Genomic DNA, 25272 nt, shown 5'->3' with positions numbered 1-25272 from the left:
GTAATCTCCACTCTCTTTATTTCTTCTACGAGGCGGCTTCTGCATCGATGATATCGAGCAAATGGCCGAGTTTATCTTTCTTAGTTTTTAAATAGCGTTTATTTTCTTCGGTCGAGCAAACGACGAGGGGGACTCTCTCTACAATTTCTAAATCATAGCCAGCAAGCCCGCTGTACTTGGATGGGTTGTTGGTTAACAGTCGAATGGTTGTCAAGCCTAAATCGACCAGCATTTGGGCGCCAATTCCATATTCGCGCGAGTCAGCCGGCAAACCAAGCTCAAGATTGGCCTCTACCGTGTCTCTGCCCAAATCTTGCAGATGATAAGCGCGCAGCTTATGTCCAAGTCCGATTCCCCGCCCTTCGTGGCCTCGCAAATAAATAATGGCTCCATGTCCTTCTTGATTGATTTTTTCCATTGCTTGTCGCAATTGGGGGCCGCAATCACAGCGCCTCGATCCAAACACATCGCCTGTTAAGCACTCGGAATGGACTCGAACGAGTACGTTCGCTCGATTGCGTATTTCGCCTTTGACTAAAGCAATGTGCTGGATTCCATCCAACTGCGATTCGTACACATAGGCGGTAAACTCGCCAAACTCTGTCGGAATCTTTGCTTGGGAGACACAATGGACAAGCTTTTCACGGCGTCTGCGATGGCGAATGATTTCGGTAATGGTAATGATGGGGATGCTGTGCTCTTTGGCAAATTTTTCAAGATCGGGCAGGCGCATCATCGTTCCATCATCATTGATGAGCTCTGCAAGCACACCAGCCGGGTAAAGTCCTGCTAAGGCGGTGAGATCGACGGCAGCTTCTGTATGACCTGCTCGCTTGAGGACCCCGCCTTCTTTATAGCGCAAGGGGAAAATGTGGCCTGGGCGACAGAGATCTTCGGGCTTTGTCTGTTCATCAACCATCGAAAGAATCGTTTTAGCCCGGTCTGAGGCAGACACACCGGTTGTTACTCCACCATGCCGGTAATCAACAGAGACCGTAAAAGCTGTTTGCTTGCGGTCAGTATTGTCCGCAACCATTTGAGGCAAACGAAGCTCGTCGAGGCGTTGGCCATGCATGGCAAGGCAGACAATTCCGGTTGTATTGCGGATCATGAAACCCAAAGAGGCTGCGGTTGTTTTATCGGCGGCTAAAATGAGGTCCCCCTCGTTTTCCCGATTTTCGTCATCTGTGACGATGACAAATTTGCCTTGAGAGAGTGCAGAAAGTGCTTCTTCTATTGAGCTTGTTTTCATGATGTTGTCCTTGCAGAATAATCGGTTTGATAAGGAGTAATTAACCGTTCAATATATTTTGCCATCAAATCAACTTCTAAGTTAACTAAGCTGCCAACGCCCTTGATTCCAAACGTTGTGGCTTGGGCAGTGTGGGGAATCATGGCAAAAGAAAAGTGATGATGGTCAATTTCAGCCACCGTTAAACTGACCCCATCGATGGCAATCGAACCTTTATGGACGATGTACCGCATCAAAGAGGGGGGAGCCTGGATGGTTACCCACCACGATCCATCTTTTAAAGGCTTTTTGCAAGTCATTTGTCCAATCTCGTCAATATGCCCTTGCACGAGATGGCCGCCTAAACGATCCTGATATTTAATCGCTCGCTCTAGGTTGACATGATCGCCTGCTTGAAGGGTGCGAAAATAAGTGCGATTCAGCGTTTCTTCAACGAGATCGCAGCACCAGCCTTGCGCATGGTGGTCGACAATCGTAAGGCAACAGCCATTGACGCTAATAGAATCGCCTTGCTTGGCATCTGATAAAACTTTGCTAGCCTGAATGTGAAAACGAGCTCCTTCAGATTTCCAGTCGATGGCCGTAATGCTGCCGAGCTCCTCTACAATTCCTGTAAACATGAAATATTCCTTTGTGCCCTTTAAAGCTTGTTTGACATGAATCAAAAGCTGCAAAAATCACTTATTGCTTAACTATTAAGCCCTTAATAGTACTTGGTTAGCGAATAAAAATTAAACATAATTGTAGGGTTGAATCCGGAGATTAAATGCTAAAAAAATGAAAGGCTTGCTCAACAATCCATTAATTCTTGATCTTCAATAAGTAAAGTGTATTTTTACAAAAGCTGTTTAAAGACATTTATTTTTTGCTGCTGGCAATTTGGGCAAATATGGGTACTCCTTTGAGCGACAACACCTCTTTCGATAGTGTGTCCGCAGCGCGGGCATGGCTGGCCTGTGCGTCGAAAAACGTTGAGTTGGTTTTGATGATGCCCTCTCGATCCATCTAACCGGTAATAGTTTGTTCGCCCGCTTCCAAGAGTCGTTCCTTGCGCATCGATGCCTTTTTGTAGCACGAGCCGGATGCTATGATAAAGCCTTACCACTTCTTTTTGAGAGAGTTGATTGGCTGGCTGCAAAGGATGCAGGCAGGCCTCCCAAAGGGCTTCGTCGACGTAAATATTGCCTAATCCAGCCAAAAAGGTCTGATCCAGCAAGAGAGGTTTTAAAGCCCTCTTTCGGCTTTTTAATAGAGTGGAGAAGTTTTTAAGAGAAAAGGATGAGTGCAAAGGTTCTGGGCCGATGCGGCCCAAGATCTCTTCAATGTCTTTAACTAAGTACCAGCGTCCAAATTTGCGCGTATCGTGATAGAGAAGCTGCTTATCATGGCTTAAATTAAGCTGTAGGCGTATATAGGGGGAGTGCTGAGCCTCTTTCAAACCGAGTAGAAGCTTTCCTGTCATTCTTAGATGGACGATGAGAAACAAATGATTGGTGAGATGAAAGACGATATACTTTCCTCGCCGCTCAATTGCCGTAATCGTCTGGTTGGGGAGTTGTTTGTAAAAAGCCTCTATGGATGGTGTGTGAACAATTTTATTCCAAAATACTTTAACCTGCTCAATTTTTTGTCCAATCAAGCCAGCTTGCTTTAAATCTTGCAAAATTGTATGCACTTCGGGGAGTTCTGGCATTTGCATCCTGTATAAATAGGTGGTTTAGAATAGAAATCTCTTCTATTTTATTTCAAATAAGCCTAAAAACAGAATCTTTTTTTACATTGTGCTAGACTAAAAAGAAAAATATGCTACAATTAAATTAGTACATGAGTTGAGGTAGCCAGCCAATTTTACACACACCCTTTACGCATACAGTTAGTGTAGCGAAAAGAGGTTCATACGTATACTTTTTGAGGCCTGTTAGGACCAGTAGCGAGATCGTCGTTTACTCTTTTTCAAACCTATCACACCTATTGAACTCAAAGTTAGATACCTTGTTTCCCCTTGCTTCATACACCCTGAATGAGTAAAACTCCTTTTGTGAATGCAAAAGGAAAAAAATGTCCTTGTTCAGAGTCGAGGGGAGCTGAATAAGCACAAATTAGACCCCTTGTTAACTTAATCCTATGGAGAATTTTATGAAGAAAATATTTGTTGGTAATCTTTCTTGGAAAACAAGCGAAGATCAACTGAAAGCTCATTTCGAAGCTTTCGGTAAAGTTGTTAGCGCCAAGATTGTTACTGATCAAATGACAGGCAAATCTAAAGGCTTCGGTTTTGTAGAAATGGAAAATGCTACAGATGCAGAAACAGCTATCCGCGAATTGAATGGCAAGCCTTTAGTCGACCGCAACCTCCGCGTCAGCTTGGCTCAAGAAAGAGACCGTAGCGAAAGAAGAGATCCGCGTTCTTTTGGCGATAGACCTTCTTTCGGCGGCGACAGACGTTCTAACTACCGTTCGTAATCGACTTTGACAGAAACGTTTAGTCTCAAAGGCAAGAGTTTAGTTTAAACTCTTGCCTTTTTTTATTTTCCTACTTTTTTTCCAATTACTTTCCGCAAAAACACGATAAAATAACCCTCTAGATTATCAGACCTTTATTTACAAAGCCTTCTTTTTTTTAGCATATATTATCAGACGTTAAAAGGAGCGCTTGCTCCACTTTGGCTAGAAAGAGGGCGGTAGGGGGATATGCTTTTTGCATGCATTCATTGGGTGGAGAGCGTTAAGCGATTAGATTTGAATAATAGATAAGCGTTTGCATCACCCTTACGCACATATTTAAACATGGCTCCTAATGAGGGTCTTTCTACATCCTACTCGATATAAATGTATTCAAAGATTAACTGTTTAAAAGTTAATTGAAAAATTAAAAGAGTGTTTTTATGCCATCTATTAATAAAAACCAACGATTTAATTGAATTGTTTTGCTGAAATAAATGGAGGAAAATTGACGTTTGGGGCGCAAGATTCTCCTCCAACTCAGGAAGTTACCCTTCAAACACGAGAGCTAAGCTGGTTTTCTAGGTGTGTTAAAAAATAAATGAGAACACATCTCTCGTCGGTAGAATTGGTAGGCCTGTTTAACTTTTATCTTAGCGGTTAGCTTGGTGGGTATCCCTGTTCTGATTTTATGGAAAAAGGAAAATGATCTATCGAAGGCAACTTTAGGTCATTCTGACAGTTGCCCAAGCGTACAAATTTTTTCCGTTTTCTTTGGCAATTCCCTATATGGAACTTGTTCTTTCATAACCCATCGCATGCTGCCGGTTTTGGCGAGCTTCTTTTTCCAGATGGGCTCAGTCTAATTTACACCCTTTTTAGATTAATAATTATTCTCTTTCAAACACATGAGGAAAGTGATTGTTAACTATATATTATCAGACGTTTGAGAAGGAAAGTTTTTCTGTTTCCTCGCGAAAGCTAAAAAGGTTTGTGTTTAAAGATTATCAGACGTTAATGCGGAGGATGTACATTCTTCATTTGGGATGGTGTTACCAATTGGAGAAAAAAATTTACCTTTTATTTAGTTATATTTGGAGGCTTGGTAGGCAGACTAGAGGCCATAGCGAGCGCTCGGTGAACTGTAGGGTAATGGAGTAAAAATAATAGGCGCTCGTGACTGATCAGAAGTTGTCAAAAAAATCTATCAAATGTTCTCATAAGACTGAAGAGAGAGGGGTAGATGTTTTTCTTTTTGAATTCGGGGTTTGGGGAGCAATGGAACAGAAAACCGGCTTAAGGATTTTATTTGCCTAAAGAATCATGTAGAAGTCTCAAGCCCCCGTTGAAGACTGAGTCAGGTATATCAAATGAATAACGACCTAACATGTTAACATGATCGTAGACTAATAGGGATAGCCTAGCTATATTTTCATCTCGAACTGATTTTCCATTCTTTCGAAGTTCTTGAATAACAGCATCTATATAATCCGACGAAAAGGGCTTGATGTAATTTTGCATTAATCTAATAGATGTAAAAGTGTCTTACATCTATCTAATCTTAATTTGCAGGAAAAAAGAAGATTTCGTAAACAGAAAAGAAATGAAAAATAATACCTTTAATAATTGGGGAAAGTGTGCAATCACTGATTAGCATAGGAATAGGAGCCATTTTTGGAGCTTTATTAAGATGGAAACTTGGAGAAAGCTATAATCATGTTTTCCCAACACTACCTATAGGGACGCTTATTGCAAATTTGTTGGGCTCATTTTTAATGGGGATGCTCATTTTTCTTACAACAGACCATTCTTTTTTGTCACAAGAGGTCCGACTGGGAATTATTACTGGGTTTTTAGGAAGTTTAACAACTTTTTCAACCTTTTCAGGTGAAGCGTTAATGCTTTTTTCACGACAAGAATACTTATGGCTTTTTGCTTTAGTTGGATTGCATGTTGGGGGATCCCTAATAATGGTTTGCATGGGATATTTAATCTTAAAATTTATTCATCAATCAATAGGGGTTTAGATGAACGGATATCAACTGAAATTTTATATGCATGAAAATAGAAAGCACAGAGGGATTCTTCTTTATGAATGGTTAATTGAAAAAGCCAAAGAAATGGGAATACATGGCGGCTCTGTATTTAGAGCAATAGCTGGATTTGGTAGACATGGGATCATTCATGAAGAGCATTTTTTTGAGTTAGCCTCAAATATTCCTGTAGAAACTGTTTTTATATTAACCGAGGAAGAATGTTCTAATTTTATCTCTATTCTAAAAAGTGAGAAATTAAATATTTTTTTTGTGAAGATTCCTGTTGAATTTGGCGTTTTAAATGGGAATGAATAAGACGCATTTCAAGTGTAAGACAGTCTTACATCTTCAAATAACGGAGTATGGAGTGTTGTAAGTTGTAGGGCAAATCCAAGCTTATTGTGAATGCCACGACGACGAGCAATCAATAAACGGTCATCATCGCTAATATAGAAATAACGTGCGAGATCATCCGACGATGGCGACATAACGTAACGACCATAGCTTTCACGTTAAGCTTCTGTGAGAAAAATTAGAGGTACCTAAACTCCCTTTCACAAGCCTATCAATAGACTAAACTTGATAGATTGGCACGATCAATCTCTGACCTAATGATAATTATACAAAATTTCAACCAAAGACTATTGTCTTTGTGGATGATAAAAGAGAGAATCTCCACTCTGTCGAAGAAGTATGTGCAGAGCTTGGCATCGATTTCATCGGCTACGAATTTACAGGAGCTTACTCTCTCCATCAGCCAGAACTCAATGATGCGGACGAACAATTGCGCGTTCAAGTGCTTGGAAAAGAGCTGCATTGGTTAACAGATGCAGAATTAAAGGCACGAAACTAAAAAGGATTTACGATGATTCAATATGGCTTTACAGTCATTATAGTAAGCAGCTCAGAAAACATCTAAAGTATCATTCTCCTAGGCTAAATTAATTGCCATTATTCATTGGTTTGTCAGATAAAAATCCTTAAGTCGGTTTTCTGTTCCATTGCTCTCCAGACCCCAATTCTTATTCAGCTATTAGCTGAACATTGAGGTGTAAAAGGGGATAAATGAAATAATTAAAATTAAGACTTGAAGTATGCGCTTGCATTCTCTATAAATTAAAAAGTTTAAACCATAGAGGTAACCCTATTGAAAGAAACGGTTTCTTGGTTTACTAGAAATTTAGTTGAGCACCCTGGAAAAAAAACTGGGGAAATAAAATTAAAATTTTGACCAAAAAAGGAGAATTGATAATGAGAAAGTTACTTTTTGCCGCTATGATGGTATTCAGCAGCGTTGGACTTGTTCATGCAGACTCTAGTCACTCGGATTTCCATCATCACCATTCCGATTTATTTGACGCCAGCCAGAGCTCTCAAACTTACCGCGTAAGAGGATTTAATCCATTTACCCAAACAACCTATACAGGTATCGTCACGCTAACACGGGCTGGAGAGATTTTTGCTGCAAATTGGCTTTTCGATGACGGTACAAGCGAAATTGGAACAGGCTTCTTAGAAAATGGGCAATTATCCTTCGTCTTTTCAGATGCTGTCAATCCGCTTTCAGAATTGCCAGGAGTTCAAGTTTATGAAATTCATCGCAGGCATTTAAAAGGGCATTGGACAATTTTAGGGCAAGCTTTAGTTGGGGAAGAAACTTTAACTAGAATCGATTAGAGATAGGACTGGCTGGTTATGGGATTTTCCCATAACCAGCCAGACTTCGAAAGTTTCAAACAAGATTATTTGATTAATTTCTCCAGAAGTCCAGATGCGCCTTCTTCCAACCCTTTAATCAAGTCATTAGCGTTCAAATCTTTAAGCTTTTTCTTCTTTTCTTTTACAGACTTGATGTTTTCGGAAGAATTGTCTTTTTCACCTTGCGGAACACTTAATTCAGCTGCTGACTCTTGCTCGCTTGTAGAATCTTTGAACTCATGAATCCAAGGGAATGGCTGAGTCGTTGGAGCTGGAGGTGTTGGATCAAATTGATTAGACATTGCTGCTTCAAGAACATTACCAAGCAATTTAGCTTTGGGGTCACCATGTAGTTGAGCGACTAAAGCGCTAATGCGGCCAGCTGCTCGCTTTTTATCGATTTCAATGTGCCCTTTGCGGCCTTTAATCGGAATCTGTAAAAAATAATTTTGATCCAAACCTTGAATGTTGAATGCATAGCGCAGCGACTGTGCGCTCAGCCCCAAAACAAGATTCATTTTTTGCGTGTTCAAGTCAATATCGCCCCAACTAGCCAGTGTATATTGGTTAGCGACAAGCAGGTCGAGCCGTTTAAGAGATAATTGCCCCTTATTGAGCTGAAAATAAAGAGGAGTAAACCAGATTGTAAATTGATCTTCTGCAATGGGGCGAATGAAACTCAAGATGGAGCGTAGCTCTCCTTCGTTGCGGAAGCGGATTTTTCCAAGATCGATTATTCCTTTTTCGATCGATAACTTGCTGAACTCGAAGGGGAGCAGTTGGCATGAAAACCCAGCAGGGTCGATATAGAGTGTGAGGGGTTTTTCCGAATCAATGGCTGTACTCAAAATCGGCATGCTTCCTTCCAGCATTGAGCGGCCTAATAGGGGAGTGACTCGTATTTGCCATTCCAAAGGATCTTGGAGAGTCAATATTCCTTGTTTGAACATTCCATTGATCTTCGCATAGCCATTAACTCCTGAAATATGCCCCTGAACCGGACCAGACAATTGCTGTAGTTGAATATTGAAATCGGCCTCAATTGTATCGCCAAGCAAGGCTTGAATGCGGTTTAAATCTTTTTCGTTTAAAAAGAGCAATGTTTGCACCCACTGAGCTGGAAGTTTGCGCGCTTGAACATTTGTCATCAAGGAGGCCTGCTGCCAGTTCCGCAACTTACCGTTTGCATCAAAAAACTGTGCCAATTTTCCATCGATAGAAACAGATGAGTCTTTAGAGGAAGAGCGGAGTGAAAAGAGAAACTCTTCTGCTAAGTTACTGCTTTCTACTTTGCCCTCAACTTTGACAGGAGAAAGCATGGGAAGCTCTTTCCACTGAATTGGTGTTGTATTGAATTGAAAAGCTATCTGGCCCTTTTCTGCAGCAGCTAAAGAAAAGGGAAGTGGAATGTATAAATTAGTTAAACTTCCAACTAGGCTGACAGGTTCTGCAAGAGTCAGTTGTGTTTTGCTTTCTGAAGCAAGGAGCGAATAAAGGTAGCGATAGCCTTCAGGGGTTAATGTCCAACGCATTTCACCAGACGGATTGGTCGATTCATACAAAGTAATAGCACGGTCGATTTTTAAGCGGGTTTTAGCGTGGAAAAAGCCACTGTCGATATACATATCCCAATAAGCTGGCGCCTGTTGATCGCGATCAATCAGAGTCTTTAAGTCTAAGTCAATACTTGGACCAATCAAAGGACTCAAATCCTTCTGATTGAAAACAAGACTGACAAAGGCGGTGGGAAGCTGCTTAAAATCGGTTGCAATTTCAGCTTTTGCATGCTCAAAATTGACTTGGTATTCAGTAGAAAGCCAATGATTTAAATGAAGTTTAGCATTAATTTGACTTGGTTTTTGGCGATTAGAGTCGGCATATGCCAAAGTCTTTAAGTCAAACAAAGCGCTATTTTGGCTCGCATTTACAGACCAATTCAATATTAGCTGTTCAAATGTCAATAAGGCATTGTTCTTTTGCGCTTCAACTCGATCAACTGTAAATCGTCCCTTAGCAATTAGAGAAGCTAGATTCTGGGTCTTCAAGTCAAACTGAGTCGGTTCAGTTATAAAATTGACGGTAGATGGAATTTGCAGCGTAGGCAGATCGAGATTATAGGACAAATTGAGTTCTTGCAAGGCTTCCGGAGTCATCTGATATTGCATCTGGAAAGGCCGGCTCAAAACGAAAATGCGCTGATTGGTCAAACGCCCTTCTAACTCCGTTTTAAAGCTGGAATTTTGCATTTGCAAAGAAATGGATGGGAAGTCCACGCGCTCATCGGCATCAATTTTGATCGTTGAAGCAAGATTAAACTGAACAGGGCGATTGAGTAAGGGAGAATAGAAACCATCGCTTTTTAAAAAGGAGAGCTGTGAGGTTAATTGAGTTTGAAATTCAGATAAACTCTCTCCATCAATTTTTAAAAGGATATCTTTTAATTGAACACTTCCCAAAGAGGTAAGATGAGAGAATTGAACGAGCTTAACAGTCGACTCAATTTGTATGCGTCCTTTGCTCTGAACATCTAAAGGTAATTGTAAGCGACGAACAGTCAATAAAACGGGGCAAGGTTCATCCAATGCAAATTGATCGGAAGAAAACAGCGTTTGAAGGCAATCTGGTGCAAAAATCCAGCTTAAGTTAAGGGGGGCCATTAAAGTTAATCCATTCCCAATTTTAAACTGCGCTTGATTGAGAACGATTTGAGGCGTATGCATCGATACAGTTAAAGCTAAATCATCCATCCCTTTTTGTTTAAGAGAAAGCTGGAGATCGGCAAATGATCCTGCTTGCTTGATAATACTTGGATAGTTCTCAAGAGCCGAAATCAATTTCAAAGGCAGATGCGAAGCCTTTAGCGACAATTCCATGTTTTGGCGCAACTGATCTTTTAAATTGCGTGCATGCGTTGGCTTACTAAATAGGGATTCAAAATGAATGTTAAACTTTTCCTGCTCCTGCTGACCTTGGCCGATGACTTGAACGCTGATCGTTGAATGGCAAAGAGGAGACTCTAAGAGTGTCTTCAGCGATAGAATTTTTACCTCTCCAACAGGAGGGATTTCTAACATCGCAGGTAGCAATTCAGCTTGCGCCTTAAAGCCAAATTGGCACGAATCTATTTGAGCTTCACTATCTAAGAAGGCGAGTGGTAAATGAATGTCTTGAAATAAAAACTTAAGCGTGGTTGCCTCAGACAGCTCAAAGTGATAATGAGTGAAAGGGGTAATAGCATCAGGTTTTAAGCCGAAATTAAAGGCTGCGGGCTCCTGTAGGGTGAAAATACCTTTGGAGATTTTCCCCTTCACGTCGCCTTGCATAAGCGGCGACGAAGCATTTAAATTAAAAGCTAACCCTTCTTGGCTCGGCACCTTATTAATGACTAAATTCAGTCTGTCACCAAAGAGAGAATGAAAAAGGGTATTAAGGTCAGGCCTTTTTAACGCGAGTAAACGGTCGAGCAAATCAACTGGAAAATTGACAATTTTTGCATGCATGTTGGCATCTTTACTTCCATCGATGCTTAAATATTTTTGAGCATCATGCGTCAATTCTTCCCAATTATTGGCATAGAGCCCTGGAAGAGTAATGTCAACTTCAAAGTTTCCTGCTAAGTGATCTTGACGTGTCGTACCAGTCAAGCGAGCCGCAAGCGGATTGCCATCGGCAAACAAGGCGATTGTGCCATTGACGTCTGAAAGCAAAATGGTGGATGGGGGAAGGCGGGGATGATCACCCTCTTTATCCAATCCAAGGGCTCTTTGGAGATTGCTAATCCCTCTATCATCAGCTACGATGGCTGCGTTTAATTCCTGTAAATGCGTATATCCGAGGCGCGTGCTCTTGCGCAAGAGCTGCAAAAGGGTCGCATCTGTTGTAAATTTTTCTATTCCTAAAACAGACTGCCCTTCAGGATCCTTTAATAAAATCCCTTCTAAGACTTGCCCTTTTCCCCAATGTAGGTTGAGGGAGCGGATCTCAATCTGTCCTGGTATGGAACGATTAATCCACGCAACAACCTGCTTTCTTCCCCATTCCGTACTCACCACCGAGGGGAGTGCTGCCATGAAAATTGCAATTAAGAAACAAAGAAATGCAAAAAAAATGAACAAACGAGAAGAGAAAAAGGATCGCATGCTCTCCTAACCTTTTATGAATATCGAGTAATTTAATTTAATTTAAAAAATGTTAATTGTCAAACGATATAAAGGACTTGTTAGTAAGCTAGTTACATCCGATTAAGCGTCCCCTACCTGGATGGAAACTCCACGAGTCAAGAAGAGGTCTAAAGCCCCATGACGAGTTGACAAATTGTTCTTATTGTACAGCCAATCTGGGGTGATTTTCAGTATCAGCATAAACCATCCATTTTTCCCCCCTTAAATCGTATGGCAAACAAGTCACCAAACTTACAAAAGGAACAATCTCTAAGAAAGCTCTTCCCATGTTCAAACACCCATGCACGGCATATTCGAGAGATTTAACCGTTCTCGACTCTAAGTTGCGTTGTCTTTCTTCATTCTCTGCAAAGACAGCGCCAACGTAGTTGATTGCCGCTATGGCAATCGCCATCGTGAATTGCAGTTCGCCAAAACTATAACGTGCACAACCTGATAGGGTCCCCACAACTGGAATATATCCCATCCAATTTAAACATTTTTCAACTGTTTCAAAAGCATTGTTTAAATTTTGTAATGTCATAAAATTATTACTCCAATTAAATATTTATTATTGTAATAAAATCATTTAATGTAGTCAATTAAATTTTGTTTTTACTTTAATTGCTTTTAAACCATAATTTATGGATTATTGGTTTGAGAAGGGATATAATTTTTAAAAACAATTTGCTTAGATGAGACGGTTGAATTGTCGCTTGCTATTTTCTTAGGCTTAGGTATTTTACTTAGGCAATTTTTTCCGCTGATTGTGTAGTTTTTAATACTGGAGTGGCGGCGCGTGCTGTCATTGATCTTTTTATAGGTTGTCCCTTGGATGAGACGCCCATTCTCGAATTGTCCGGTGTAAGTCAATCCATTTCTGCAGGTGTAAACACCATCAAAGATTTGGTCATCTTTAAAGATTCCCTTAAACATATCCCCATTTTTGTAATGAAAGACTCCTCGGCCCTCTTTTTTTAAGTGTAAGGAATCCGCCGAAATAAAGTCCTTCGGAAGTTTGTAGCTGTATCTTAACACAGTCTGACTCAACTAAAAAAAGGGATGGCATTCGGATGGGAGGAGAATCAACGAGGGAATTTAAAATAAAAGATAGGGAGAGTCTGGCATCGTTTTTCAGCGGTTTGAAAGGATGCCTGATCCGTGAAAAATTGGAAGACTGCGTTCTTTGTTGACTTTGAGAAGAAGAATCGGAAAGAGGAAAGTTGTTGGTAAGAATAGGAAAATCCTTTATCGAATAGGGCATTATGACTCCAAAAAATAAAAAAAGGTTTTGGTGTTATTAATTTAAAAAATTAAACAAAGCCTGAAAAAATAAGAGCATTATTAATTAGTTGAACAAAATTTGATTTGAAAGATTTTGGTTAAGCTTAGGGGTTAATCAGTCTCCCAACACCTTGGATAATAAGAAATCTCACCCCAGCCGCCGCCTAGAGCTTTGATTAGCCGCACCGTTGCGACGTAGCGATCGCCTAAAACGATAGCAGAATTTTGCTCTGTTTCTAGGAGGGTTCGCTCTGCATCGACCACGTCTAAATAATTAACAAGGCCTCGATCATAGCGCATTTGTGAAAGATTGAGGGTTTCTTTGGCAGCCGTGACGGCGGTTTCAAGAGCTTGTCCTTGAATAGCGCGTTGGCGTATGCTGACGAGCGAGTCTTCGACATCTTGAAAAGCTGTTAAGACGCGTTCCTGATAGTTAGCTAGCGTTTCTCGAAAAACAGACTTGGTGTAGGCCAGGTTGGCGCAATTGCGTCCTCCGTCAAAAACACTTTGCATGACATTCAAGCCAACTTCCCACAGCCTTGCTTTCCATGAAAAGAGTGAATGTGCAAAAGGGCTTTCTAATCCAAGTGTTGCATTTAAATTGAGTGAAGGAAAAAAAGAGGCATAGGCCACTCCAATTTGGGAGTAGGCTGAGGCTAAGCTGCGTTCGGCCTCGGCAATGTCTGGGCGGCGATAAAGCAAATCAGAGGGAAGGCCTGCAGGAATTGTTGGAGGAGGCTTTTTCAAAGGATTAAAGGTAACCGTAAAGACGGGGGCTGGAACGCCAACTAGAGAAGCCAGTATATTCACTTGCAAGGCGCGCAAACGCTGGACATCTGCCAGGTCGGCCTGTGCACGTGCAAGTTCCACTTCTGCACGGCTGACGTCAAGATAAACAATCAAACCTGCTTTGAAGCGCGTTCGATTGATATCTAAAGCCTTTTGCCTTGCCTCAATCGTTTTTTTCAAAATCACTTGTTGCGTATCTAAATCGCGCAGCTGAAAGTAATTGGAAGCAATATCAGCCGTCAAGGTCAGTAAAACGCTGAGATAAGCCTGTGCTGCCGCTTGGGAGCTGTAAACAGCCGCATTATAACTGTTCGTTAATTGATACCATAGGTCGAGTTCATAATTTAAGTCGAAAGGAAGCATGTATTGCGTTTGTACTGCTCGAAAGGAGGATGGAACAGAAGTTGAAGCACCTGCTGCGCCAGAACTTGATCCGGCATTGACCTGACCTTGGTTCTGTTGAGAAGAGAGAAGCCCGGCAAAGATATTTTCAAGGAGCATTCCACTGCGGCTATAGGAAGGGGCAAAGTTAATGGAAGGCATGAGAGCTGCACGGTCAACGCGGGCAACGGCACGCGCCTGAATCACTCTTTCTAATGCAGCCCATAAAGTATAGCTAGAGTCTAATGCTTGTTTTTCTAGTTCGCTTAAGGTGGAGTCTTCAAATACTTCCCACCAATACTCAAATTCTTTCTTACATTCTTCAAAATTCAATTCCTTCTGTTCAGGCATTTCATTAGACAGAGCCCGATCAGTATCTGCCTCTTTTGATGGCTCTTCTGTTTTCCAACTGTCTGGAAAATTTGAAGAAGGGGTGTTTTTCCAGGCAAGCGGGGTCGGAGTGCAAGGAGTTTGGTAGGGTGCGATCAGTTGACAGCCTTGGCAACTCAATCCAAGAAAGGCTGTAAAGAGGATTCGATTGATCGTGCGCTGTGGAAAGAAGAGCTTATTCTGCATGCAGAGTCCTGTCAGATAAAGCAGATTGAACATCGGTTTTTATAGATTGAGCATTTTCTGCAAGCTGCTTTGTGAAGACGCACAACTTGACACACCTAGATATAAAGGAAAAGTGGGTTGCCGGTCAAAGACATAATCACTTGGCAAACGGGGATTTCCATCTCTTCATTGCTATCTGCATTCAAAGATTCTTGTGGCATTAACTAGGGGATCCTTTTATCGAATCGCCAAGCGGTTATAAGCCATGCATTATTTTTTAAAGAAGAAGCCCAAAACCGCATAACCTTTTGCTTTAGCGACAAATTGTTGGGCAGCAGACACAATGAAAATGATTTTTTCAAAATAGTATTCTCTCATTTTTAAATTGAGGGAATACTATCCAATAGAGCTGGATTTTAACGATGGCGAACTTCGATGACGCATTTTTTTGCCGCGCATTCATCGATTAAAGCTGAAAGGATCTCTCGATTATCTTTATCTAAATTAGCATCCCACTCATCCAGCAATAGTACGTCCACATCTACCTTATCAATGATCTCTAAGATGCGATTTCGCAAGGATTCACCAGTCGAATACTTATTGGTTTCCGAAATAAAGCTTAGTTGATTTTGGGTTGGAAGGAAAAAGGCTCGATCACACAACTCATTTTTGATCAGCATGAGCAAGGTTGATTTGCCAGCTCCATTTTCTCCGCGTACTGTGATACGTCCAGAGCTCTTAGTGTATGTCAAAAGGTCCTGGTAAGAGGTTAAAAAAGAAGGGGCGGCTAAAGATGTATGGACGTCTGATTTTGCAGGAGACAAAACGAATTGAATTTTGCCCCACTTCACTTTCTTTTCCATGGCGAAGTAAGCGTCTGATGTAGGTTGAATCGCTTTATAGATGGAAAGCAGCTTGCTCTTGTGCATCGTCCAGCGAAAAATGAGGCTAAGCGTTAGATAGGTATATGATAAGATGGTAAAAAGAATGGGAAGGGTGACTAAAAAGGCTGTTAAATTAGCCGCACTAAAGCGATTGGCGTAGATATAGTACACAACAACAAGTAAAGAAGGAATGCAGGTTAATAGCGAAATGACAATGGCTAATACTTGATCAAACCGTTCCAGGTCTACATTCTTTTGCAAACAGCGATTGAGCCTCTGCGTCGTTTTGTCTTCCCATAATTTAAAATTATACCGGTTTCCAAGCAAAACATTGTCCCAGGCTGCTAGCAGCGATTGATAAAGATCAATCCGTGCTGTTAAAGCTTTCTTGGTCAAACGTCTTTGTAGACGGCGTTTAATCTTCATCACCATAATCACCATTAAGACGCTAACAGCATAGGCTAATCCAAACAAGGGCTCGACGACGACCGATAAGGCAAAGATATTAAAAAAAACACTAATGACATAACTATAAAGATCGTAGACATAATCGATCAGTGCTTGCAAGGCACTCGGCGCTTCGGCCGTTAAAATCGATAACTTCTCTTCGCGAATCCCCTTATTGCTCCATTCGCCGATCTGATTGCGATTAGATGACACAAAAGCATTAATAAAGGAGCGCTGCGCTTCTTGGCGCCATGAGATTTTGATAATGTTCGCAAAACATCCAGGAATATAGGGGAAGACGAGAGTTGCCAAATAAATGAAAAGATAAGGGAAAAAATTTTCTCCCGCAGTAATCTTTTTCACCATCGTGACTAACCAAACCGTGGCTGAGGCTTCGATCAGTTGTTGGAATGTAAGCAAGGCAAAACAACTGAATGCCCACCGATTCGTTAGAAGACTCCAAAACTGTTTCAGAGTCTTTGGCGTAGAACTATTAAACATATAATGTTTGTCTAACCATCAAAAAATTTGGCTCTTATTTACTTGATTGTAATTACCGCTAAAAGAACATCGCAAATATTCTATCATCGAAACAACTTATCAACAAGTGATGAATTTAATTTATAATTATCTGTAAATCAACCGCTTATATTTACCCGTTGAGGGGCTGGAAAATAAAATTCGGCTTCCTCTGATTAGATTTTCTGCATTAGCGTAAGAAAAAGGCAGATAGTCCTAATAGACTATCTGCGCAAAGGGAGTATCGGTTTTCAGTAAGATCAGTTCCAATGGATCGCTAGATTATATTTAAAAAGTTTCTTTTTTCGCCAATTGCTTGAACCTCTTGAATAAGGTGTCCATTCTGCTTTTTGAATAGTTGGGCAGCAGAAGAGTGCAGGCCATCCAAAAATGAGATAACGAGCTTTTTCAACTCTTTTTGAATGATTTCAAAATCATCATCTAGATAGCGCCCTTTTAGATAAGTGACTTTTTTTTCTAACTGCTCAGCCAGGGCTTCGTATTTACTTTTGAGTTCTTCGTTATTGAAAGAGCGTGGAGTTGTAAGTGATTGCAGCTCTGAGAGTATTGAATTGACGTTAACTATCAGCTCGCTATAGGTGGTCATCCATTGTGCATTGAAGGTATTGATTCGAAGAGCCGCTTGGCTTGCCTCTTCATTTTTTTCCGTTTCGCTATTGAATTTCTCTAGTGTAAAGAGGGGCTCAATTCGTTTTTTTTCGAGACAATCTAATTCTTCAACTGTTTTTTTAACAAGTTCTTGGAACCGGTCAAACATGTTGGGATTGAGAGTCCTTGCCTGAACCAGCAGTAGTCTTTTCAGATTTTGAAGATTAGCCTCGATGAGATCCATTCTTGCGCATGCCTCTTCCAAATCACAAATTTTAGTAAAGAGTACTTGATATCCCTTGGCTCTTTGCTTTTGGGGCAATTCTGCTAATTTTTTGATTGCCTTGACCATTTTAGGGTGGTTTGTGCTTAGCTCTCTACCCTCAGTCGGATCGAGATTGAGGAGAGTATTATTGAGAGATAGAGTCTGAATTTTAAATTCACCTGTGTCTTTCAATTCTTCATCATCCAATTGATCCAAAAATTGGGTCAATTGATTTTCGTCCAAAAGGCAAAAACTCTTCGAAAGCAAGGAGGTGCTCTCCATAACTGTTTTGAAATCGTTAGTCAAACGACGCAATTTATAGGTTGTACCAACCTCTAGTGTACTGATAATCAATTGGTAGAGTTCAGGCAGCTGCTCCAAATTGGTTTTCAATTGCATTAAAAATGTAGGTTGCCGTGCAATCAATGAAAATAAAATGTTGGATTGCTCGAGCTGCTGATTTTTTTGACAGGCTTCTTGAATGAGTTGTCTGATAGTTTTTCGCACTGCTTTGCAGAGGGCTCGAAGCAAAAAACGTTTCACTTGTTCCTGAGCTTGCTGATTAAGCGCCTCTTTCTGATCAGAAATCAAGGCTTGCATTGCCTCATCCACAACTTTTACAATCTCTGTTCTAACCGGACGATGAAACTTATTGAGAAGAAGTTGATCGACTTTTTTGTGCAAGTTATCTTCTAAAACAGGAAAAACAGGCTGCAAATGCGAATCATTTATTTGCAGCTTAAGCTCCTCTAAAAAACTTGGCATTTGAACCAAATTGGAAAGAGATAAATGGTTTCTTACTAAGCATAGCTTGGTTTGGATAACATTTTGAATGGTTTTATCAATGGTCTTATTTAAGGCAATACCAACTCTTTCTTGGCAATTCAGTGGGCTTTGGTTCATTTCCTTCGCTGTTTCTTCAACGATTTTTACAACATGCTCTGCCGTAGCCGGTGAAATGATTTTGACGAGCTGATTCAATAAAAAAGGCTGTAGCTTGATCCAGATTTCCTTATTTGGGAGTTTTTGCTTCAAAGCACATAAAAATGTTTTTGTTTGAATAGCACTGATAAAATCGATCTCTTGCCCATAAGGGGCAGCTCCCATCTCTTTTTTTTGCTCTTGCATAAGGGTTTGTGCAGACTTTGTAAAAGCATCTCTTAAACACTCTTTCATAGCTTTGTACAACTTCTTTTCTTCTAATCGGCCAAGATAACTTTTTTTAAATTCTTCGAAAGTAAGTTTAACAACCTGGGAAATTTCATTTTCAACCTGCTTTGGGATCTTATGCAGTCTTAGCTTAACTTTGAGTTCGCTTAAAAAATTGGGCCTTGGTGAATTCAAAGGTCTTGATGAATTCAACTGTGAAGATGAATGAGAAGTGACTGTAGTAAGGTTTAAGTTAAACATGCGCCTCCTGAGAACCAGTTTGAATAATATTTTTCATTCGTAAAGAAAATGACGTGTTGAAGTGCTTTGGAAATCGTTGTTTAATGTGTAAGCACAACAAAAGTGAAATGATTATTTCGATCAACAGTCAAAATTAATAACCATTTTAAAGGAGATTGATTTTGTGAATTTATTGCACGTTTTATTTTAATAATAAGTCTACATCTAACTACTCCTTTCTTTTTTATTTATTGCAGCCATTTTCCCATCCGGGAAATTCATCTTAGCTGCTTTAAAAATTGTGATCCAGTGGAATTATTTCGAATTGATTAATTAATAAAAAGCATGAGTTGAATTTTCAATAATATTGATAATCAATGAATTTATAAAATAAATTGGCTAATCCAGAGCTTTTTTAATTACATGTTAACGTTACATTTAACATATCTTTACATTTTTCAGTTATTTTCTTTTTGATATTTTAATACAATTTTATTGTTAAAAGGGAAAATAATATGAATTTATGGAATTGGGTGCCGATGAATAATTCTATTTTTACAGATAAACTGTTGGAAATAGAAAAGGGGTTGCATGCAGTAAAATCGGAATTAAAGTACGAAAATAAGTTTTCTCAGAAAACAAGAAGAAATTTTGAGTCTACATTGGAAAAGATAAAAACTTTAGTTGCCGAAGCCAGGCCATATTTACTAGAAACATCTTCTCAAGATTATCTCAAAGCATCAACTCGTGCTATTCAATTAGAAAAAATTGAGAATAAATTAACTAAAATTAAAGACTTAATCAATGCTGTTACTGGTAAATATTTATTTTTTAAGGTCATTAACAAAGGTGTGATACCCACAATCCAACGGATGAGAAGCGAGATGTTTGGTGATATCAAGCGGGCCCATCGTTTGCCATTTCAGCCTGGCCATGTTTGGGAACGTTACCGCCTCCGGGTAGAGAACGAATTGAATTCTGACCTTTTAGAGACTGATCTAAGCCAGCAAATTGAGGGTATTCAAATTTTGCAAAAGGATATCTTTCATCTTCTTGCAGACCAATTTCAAAGGGAAGAGTTGAATCAATTAGATACAGTTAGTCTGGGAGGTAGTTTTGAGCTTCAAGCCTTGCTGAGCCATTCCCAAATTTTATCTCTACTGATTCAAACGGTGGATGACGAGTCGCGGCTTAAAGTGTTGAATACTCTACTGGCGCAGTTAAATGGTGCTCTAGAGATCGCTTTAAAAACGACGTATACTTATCGCACGCATGTAAACCAGCCATGGGATACGCTCCACCTTTACCTGAAGAAGTTAGCTGAGATTGAAAACTTGCATGCTTCAGGGAAAAAGACTTTAGCCTCAAAAGCAGAAACCGAGTTTAAGCAGTCTTATTCTTTGTCGTTAAGCAGTTGTGACATTCCTAAAGACATCCTTGTGAATGACATTTGCCATGATATTCTAGATAAAATTCGGAAAATAGCTCCCGGCGAGTTAGAGATATTCAACCTTGGAACAGCTAGTCATAGCGTACTTATTCAAGTCAAAAATCAAGGGAAAGGTAACTATCAATATACCATTTTTAATACGGGTGATGGAATTGATAACCATAGCTGGTTAAGAAATGAAAGCAATATTAAAATCGTAAAGCCCTTAGTTATTGATAACCTGAGTTTAAATGCTTTAAGTTACGAATTTATTGAAAAGCTGGTTAAATTCTCGGTGACTCGTTATACCAGGGTAGATGACTTTTACGAGCTTCATATTGATCATTTAATCAAAAAGAGCGGGGGGATCAGGAAAATCGAAGCAAAGGGCATTCCGCAGCAAAAGAGTGTTACCTGCAGCTACTCTGTGGTTGAGGGTTGGATCAACACCCATTTAACCCAGGACGAAATACTTAAGAAAGAGGAGCTAAAGGTTTCTTTGGCAATAAAAAAGCAAGATCGCATCATTGAAGTTCTAGAAAGTGGAGAAAAAAATCAATCGCGGATGAGCTTGTTAATTAAAACGTCCAATAAGGTTAGTCAATTGCGCCCTCTCTACTTCTCGCCGAAAAAAAGACTTCTGTTGGAAAGTAAAAAGCTAAAAGAATTGACCGAATCCTATCAAGAGAAACTCACCAAGCAAAAAGAGGTCGATTAAGACTCTAACAAGTCCCTAAACGTTCTTTAGGGACTTGTTGACAGAGTCCTTCAAAAGACAAATGAGAATATTTTTCTAAGCAAGGAAGAGTAAGAGTAAATTCTGTGCCAGGTACGATATTCTCTCTTCCAACCAGAAACGTTTAAAACGAGCATTGACAAGGTGAAGCCTCGCAATTGAAAGACTACCTTTTTCCTTTTGAATGTCTTAATTATTCTGATTCTCTAGTTTTTTGACTTGGAATTGGCGTAGAAATGAAAGCGTAAAGCGGTTGATTGTCTTTGGACTCTTTTTGCATTTCGTCGACCTCATTCAAATAGGTCGTGATTTTATTCATTTGAGGAGATTCTCGCACAGAAGCCATTAATCGCTCGCTCCTCTCGACGGCATCGCAAACTTTTTTCATCGTAATACTATCGATTGCGCGAGCAGGTTGGTAGCCTATGGTTTTGTCGTGAAATGAGACGGCAGATAAAATGCGATCGCTTTGCAAGGCTTCCAGTACCAGCTGCAAATGATTAAGAGACATCCCGAGCTCATGCGAGAGCGCCCGGTCTGTCAATGGACTTTCACCTTTGACAAATGCCTCGACACATCGATAGGTGATGAGCAGGGCAATGGCTTTATTAGAAATAGGAGTTAAACGTCTTGCAGGGATAAACAAGTCATTTTCAATTTCAAAGGCCATTTCAGCGCCTGCAAGCAAAATATTCCAGCTGAATTGAAGCCATATGAGAAATAAGGGCAGGGCTGCAAAGCTTCCATAGATCGCGCCATAGCTAGCCACGCCGATTTGAAATTTAATGTAAATCCACTGCCAGATTTGAAAGGCTGTTCCTGCTATAACGCCTGCAATTAGCGCAGAGCGCAAGTAAACCTTGGTATTGGGCATGAACAAATAAATGAATGTAAAAAGAACCCAGCTTAAAAAGTAAGGGAATAGCTTTAATAGTGCGATAAGGACTGGGCTGACGGCTTCGACTAAAATGTTATTTTGGGCTGTCTGAGTGATTTGCGTGCTGATAAAAACGTTGATGCTACTCGATGTCACTAAAAAAAGGGGGCTGACTAACATGGTTGCCAAGTAGTCACTGATCTTTCGGCTATAAGGGCGTGCATTGCGCGTTTTCCATATCGCATTCAGAGCCGTTTCAATGTTGTTCAAGAGTCCAAACACTGTCCACAAAAGAGTAAGTGTACCAATACCCGCAATGAGGCCGCCTTGAACTGTCTGCAGCCATGAATAGGCAAACTCAATGAGTTTGGCAACAAGCTCTTTTTGCTCAGAAAACTGCTGATTAATTTCAGACTCGAGTGCTTTTTCAAAGCCGAATCCCTTGGCTATTCCAAACAAGACGGCTAGAACAGGCACAATTGATAGGAGTGAATAAAAAGTTAGCGCAGAGGCTTTGGCATAGCAATCATCTTCAATAAACCCCTTGCCTGTATTGACCAATACTCGGAAGCACCGCTTAATAAACGACGGAGAAACCGATTGTTCCGGTTGAGGGGGAGGCAAGATTTTTTCAGCCGTTTCGCTCATACTTTCACTTTACTTTGATGGGCTTGCATTTACAACATACGCTATGCGATCTTGTAAAGTTAGCAAATTACGTTATTTATCAAAAATAAAGTTGTAATGCAGTGGAGCGTTTTACTTCTAGCAAATTTCATATAAGTAAAAGAATGAGACCAGAAAGGCCAAAATGCCTTTCCGGTTTTAAAGAGATTTAAGAGACGAGGCTCTTGCGTAACTCTTCGAAGTGAAGAGGGTAGTCCAAAATAAGATCAATCAAGTGAGTGTGTATCGGCTGCTCCATTTTAACAGAATGCATTTCAATGACTTTGAATGGGCACAATAGAGAGGCTATTGCCTTTCCGCCTATAAGCATGCTGTTAGCCGTCTTGTAAAAATCTTCTCTATTACTATCGTTCAGTTCGTTTAAATTGAGGCCATCTTCAGGCGCCCAAACCTTATGAAGAGTCGTCCATAGAAGAGAAACTAAGTCAATAGCCAAGGCACGATCGGCTGGGTTAGGAATCGCTTGGATAGCTTGAATCAAAGACTCTTTTGAATCCGATTGCTGGCACCCCTCAAAAATTGCTTTTTGTTCTGCTGGAAAATTCATTAAAAAGGTCTTAAGAACGGCATAATAATCGTAAATGCTAAGTTTTTTAAAACTCTGGTCATGAAAGTGGAATTTCTCTAAGTTTTGAGAAGTCTGCGCGGAGTTGCTTTGTCGCATGAGCCGCTCTTGCGTTCTTCCTTCCGATTTTTCATCATCGTCTAAATGATGCTTGGCTATGATGTATTGGATTAAGAAACGACAATTTTCCGATAACTTTTGCTTGCGATAGTCTTCTTTTATCCACCAACGGACAATCAATTCATTCAGGCGCTTTTCCACAGACGAGAGCGTTGTACCTTTATCTTTAATGAGATCCCTTTCGACCATTTTCTGCAAGTTGCCTCTTAGAGCATAAAGAGGTGCAAAGTAGAATTTTTCAAAAGCCTTTCCATCTAATTTCTTTTGCAAGAAATCAATAAACTTTGAATCAATGCTCGTTTTTTTAGAGGCTTTAAAATTAATAGTGCCCTTTTTCTCATCAACTTTTAACTCAAAAGATTGATTGAAATCGATATTTCTCTCTGTTAACCAACTAAACTCGGTATTAGTCAATGAAGAGGGGCGTTTTTCAGGAGTATTAAATTCGATATCCGCAATTTGAGTAGACTTTATCACCCCCAAGTCCAGGAAAGTCGTCGTTAACTTAGCAGGTGTGTGAGGAATCGTTTGCTCAGGCAATACGCCTAAAGGAGTTGCGTCTGTTACGGCTGTCTGGTCATGACTTGTGACATCCACGCTATCCGTTGTAACAACTTCTCCCTCTTCATTATCTGATTCCACTGCTCCCAAATCGATTTCTTCGATTGGTTTGGATGAAGAATTGGAAAAGAATAAGTCCATTAAACCACTGTCACTTTGCTCATGATCAGAGTGCGAGGAAGAATCTTCCTCCTGAAATAGTCCATCTAGGTCTGAATGAGCATCAACCTCCTTTTCCTCCAAAGGAGAATTAGTTGGAGTAGGAGTTGAGTTATCAAAAAGCGTTTGCGTGGGCAATTCGAATGGAGTAAGCATCAAAACAACTGCTTCTTGGGTAACAGATGGATCCTCAGGAATGTGCACCTGTTTTCCAATCCCTTTCATGGGAGTCTGATGCAACTGTCGCTTTCTTTCTTGCTCGATTTCTTGGCGTGCGTCAAGTTTCTGTAGGGGTGATGTTTGTTGTTGCAATTGTGTCAGGCGATTTTGAATACCACTGCTTGGCGTTTTATGCGATGAAGAAGGGGTAAGCTTAATGGGCGTGACAGTGATCGTTTTGACAGGGGAAACTGGACTCAAGCTTAATGGAGAAGAGCTTTCTGGTAATTTAATGGCAAGCTCTGCAAGCAACTTTTCTTCATCCTTAGGTGGAGAATGTATTGGAGTCGATGTCTCAGTCTGCACCTCTTCTACAGTCTCTGGAATTGAAATCGAAGCTGTTTGATCCATAAGCTCTGATTCATTTTTCTCATCGCAAGGCGTAAAGAGATCTGCCTTAGGAGAAATGGCAGGAGTTCTTGGAGATGTCTTCAAAGGAGAAGGAATAGTAGTAATTGGCTTAAGGGGGGTCTTGCGATTTTTTGGAGAAACTGGAATTGGGCTAGAAGTCTCCTCCTCTTTTCTCTCTTGCAACTCTTTAACAGGATGCAAAAGAGGGATCTCTGGTTGCAGCAGAAAAGGTGAAGGTATGGGATCAACAGATGGACCTGAATAAGGAGATTTCGAAGGCCTAAGGAAAGGGGAATTGGAATGCTTAGCCGAATAAGAATCCTCATCAAAAGTGTCTCGCGGACTTTCATCAAACAGCGATTGATTGTTTAATGTATCCACAGGAACAAAAGTAAAGGGCTTTTCAGGCATTTTGGATTCTTCTTGAAGAGGAACGATTAAACCTGAAAGCCTATGATAATCCAGATTGCCTTTTGGATTCTTAAAACCATAGTATGGGGCAAACAAAACATTCCAAGCGAGCATAACTGTTTTGCCTGCTGTATTTAGGATCGAAAAAGAGCCTTGCTCTTCATCGCCTTTTCGAGCCGATCTAAAGCAAATACGCCCAACCATCGAAAGGCAACCTGCTGCCTCGAAGACAGGAAGAAGAAGAGCCGAAAAGCGTGCTTTATTATTCTCGCCGCGAGAGATATGGCTTTGAATGCGATCCATCCAAGCTTGTAAGGGGAACAATCCAGGAATATGCATGTGTTTAGCTCCTCATAGGAATTAAAAATTCTGTTGGCAAAGGAGTATAGGGGATTTTTTGGAGAAAAGTCAAACTCTCTTTAATTAAATGAAAATATTAATAAGAGT

17 protein-coding genes and 2 pseudogenes are annotated in these 25272 nt (G+C 40.3%); 6 read left to right on the top strand and 13 right to left on the bottom strand.

The annotated features are described in order from the left end of the window. Nucleotides 1-25: 25 nt before the first annotated feature. From PNK_RS06065 to mutM, 3 genes are all read right to left on the bottom strand, one after another. Nucleotides 26-1252, bottom strand: coding sequence for a bifunctional 3,4-dihydroxy-2-butanone-4-phosphate synthase/GTP cyclohydrolase II (locus PNK_RS06065; RefSeq protein WP_059060951.1), 1227 nt, complete (start codon nt 1250-1252; stop codon nt 26-28). Then, complete coding sequence (locus PNK_RS06060) at nt 1249-1872, bottom strand: riboflavin synthase (protein ID WP_032125626.1); 624 nt, start codon at nt 1870-1872, stop codon at nt 1249-1251. Before PNK_RS06060 ends, PNK_RS06065 begins: the two co-directional genes overlap by 4 nt. Before the next feature lie 215 nt (nt 1873-2087). Further along, entirely contained in the window at nt 2088-2945 is an 858-nt protein-coding gene (gene mutM, locus PNK_RS06055) for a DNA-formamidopyrimidine glycosylase (RefSeq protein WP_059060950.1), read from the bottom strand. Between the two features lie 443 nt (nt 2946-3388). Between mutM and PNK_RS06050 the strand changes: the two genes are divergently transcribed. Next, the gene (locus tag PNK_RS06050) at nt 3389-3715 is read left to right on the top strand and encodes an RNA recognition motif domain-containing protein (protein WP_059060949.1); all 327 of its coding nucleotides are present in this window, start codon (nt 3389-3391) and stop codon (nt 3713-3715) included. A 1284-nt stretch (nt 3716-4999) separates the two neighbouring features. On the opposite strand, the gene PNK_RS13985 is transcribed toward PNK_RS06050, so the two are convergent. After that, nucleotides 5000-5224 (bottom strand): Tn3 family transposase, encoded by a 225-nt coding sequence (locus tag PNK_RS13985; protein WP_420885360.1) that lies wholly within the window; start codon nt 5222-5224, stop codon nt 5000-5002. 107 nt (nt 5225-5331) lie between these two features. On the opposite strand from PNK_RS13985, the gene crcB reads away from it, so the two are divergent. Together crcB and PNK_RS06040 are read left to right on the top strand one after the other, a co-directional pair. After that, nucleotides 5332-5721 carry a fluoride efflux transporter CrcB gene (gene crcB / locus PNK_RS06045; RefSeq protein ID WP_059060946.1) on the top strand — a complete coding sequence of 130 codons (390 nt, stop codon included), beginning with the start codon at nt 5332-5334 and terminating at the stop codon, nt 5719-5721. Continuing rightward, nucleotides 5722-6045, top strand: a complete 324-nt coding sequence (locus tag PNK_RS06040) for a DUF190 domain-containing protein (RefSeq protein ID WP_059060944.1) — start codon at nt 5722-5724, stop codon at nt 6043-6045. A gap of 8 nt (nt 6046-6053) precedes the next feature. Here PNK_RS06040 and PNK_RS13045 read toward each other — a convergent pair. Next, nucleotides 6054-6230: pseudogene (locus tag PNK_RS13045) on the bottom strand (DUF4158 domain-containing protein); the annotation flags it as partial. A 134-nt stretch (nt 6231-6364) separates the two neighbouring features. Between PNK_RS13045 and PNK_RS06035 the strand changes: the two are divergent. Together PNK_RS06035 and PNK_RS06030 are read left to right on the top strand one after the other, a co-directional pair. After that, nucleotides 6365-6583: pseudogene (locus PNK_RS06035) on the top strand (DUF2608 domain-containing protein); the annotation flags it as partial. Nucleotides 6584-6981: 398 nt separating this feature from the next. Beyond that, nucleotides 6982-7407, top strand: a complete 426-nt coding sequence (locus tag PNK_RS06030) for a hypothetical protein (protein WP_059060942.1) — start codon at nt 6982-6984, stop codon at nt 7405-7407. A 65-nt stretch (nt 7408-7472) separates the two neighbouring features. Here the strand turns inward: PNK_RS06030 and PNK_RS06025 are convergent, their stop codons facing one another. The 6 genes from PNK_RS06025 to PNK_RS05995 all read right to left on the bottom strand — a co-directional run bounded on the left by PNK_RS06025 (nt 7473) and on the right by PNK_RS05995 (nt 18731). Further along, the gene (locus PNK_RS06025; protein ID WP_158021723.1) at nt 7473-11498 is read right to left on the bottom strand and encodes a hypothetical protein; all 4026 of its coding nucleotides are present in this window, start codon (nt 11496-11498) and stop codon (nt 7473-7475) included. 250 nt (nt 11499-11748) lie between these two features. Continuing rightward, nucleotides 11749-12132, bottom strand: coding sequence for a hypothetical protein (locus PNK_RS06020; RefSeq protein WP_032125619.1), 384 nt, complete (start codon nt 12130-12132; stop codon nt 11749-11751). A gap of 98 nt (nt 12133-12230) precedes the next feature. Further along, nucleotides 12231-12524, bottom strand: a complete 294-nt coding sequence (locus tag PNK_RS06015; RefSeq protein WP_059060937.1) for a hypothetical protein — start codon at nt 12522-12524, stop codon at nt 12231-12233. A gap of 459 nt (nt 12525-12983) precedes the next feature. Beyond that, complete coding sequence (locus tag PNK_RS06005; protein WP_059060933.1) at nt 12984-14618, bottom strand: efflux transporter outer membrane subunit; 1635 nt, start codon at nt 14616-14618, stop codon at nt 12984-12986. A gap of 395 nt (nt 14619-15013) precedes the next feature. Next, nucleotides 15014-16429, bottom strand: a complete 1416-nt coding sequence (locus PNK_RS06000; protein ID WP_059060931.1) for an ATP-binding cassette domain-containing protein — start codon at nt 16427-16429, stop codon at nt 15014-15016. A gap of 295 nt (nt 16430-16724) precedes the next feature. Further along, nucleotides 16725-18731, bottom strand: coding sequence for a hypothetical protein (locus tag PNK_RS05995; protein WP_059060929.1), 2007 nt, complete (start codon nt 18729-18731; stop codon nt 16725-16727). A gap of 494 nt (nt 18732-19225) precedes the next feature. Here PNK_RS05995 and PNK_RS05990 point away from each other — a divergent pair, with 494 nt between their 5' ends. Beyond that, complete coding sequence (locus PNK_RS05990; protein WP_059060926.1) at nt 19226-20857, top strand: hypothetical protein; 1632 nt, start codon at nt 19226-19228, stop codon at nt 20855-20857. A gap of 211 nt (nt 20858-21068) precedes the next feature. On the opposite strand, the gene PNK_RS05985 is transcribed toward PNK_RS05990, so the two are convergent. Beyond that, nucleotides 21069-22400 carry a YihY/virulence factor BrkB family protein gene (locus PNK_RS05985; protein ID WP_051981977.1) on the bottom strand — a complete coding sequence of 444 codons (1332 nt, stop codon included), beginning with the start codon at nt 22398-22400 and terminating at the stop codon, nt 21069-21071. 187 nt (nt 22401-22587) lie between these two features. Beyond that, nucleotides 22588-25164, bottom strand: coding sequence for a hypothetical protein (locus tag PNK_RS05980; RefSeq protein ID WP_059060925.1), 2577 nt, complete (start codon nt 25162-25164; stop codon nt 22588-22590). Between the last annotated feature and the right edge of the window lie 108 nt (nt 25165-25272).

Source organism: Candidatus Protochlamydia naegleriophila, assembly GCF_001499655.1.
Classification (GTDB): domain Bacteria; phylum Chlamydiota; class Chlamydiia; order Chlamydiales; family Parachlamydiaceae; genus Protochlamydia; species Protochlamydia naegleriophila.
The sequence above is the reverse complement of the archived record's forward strand: the minus strand, read 5'-3'. Positions and strand labels throughout refer to the sequence as shown.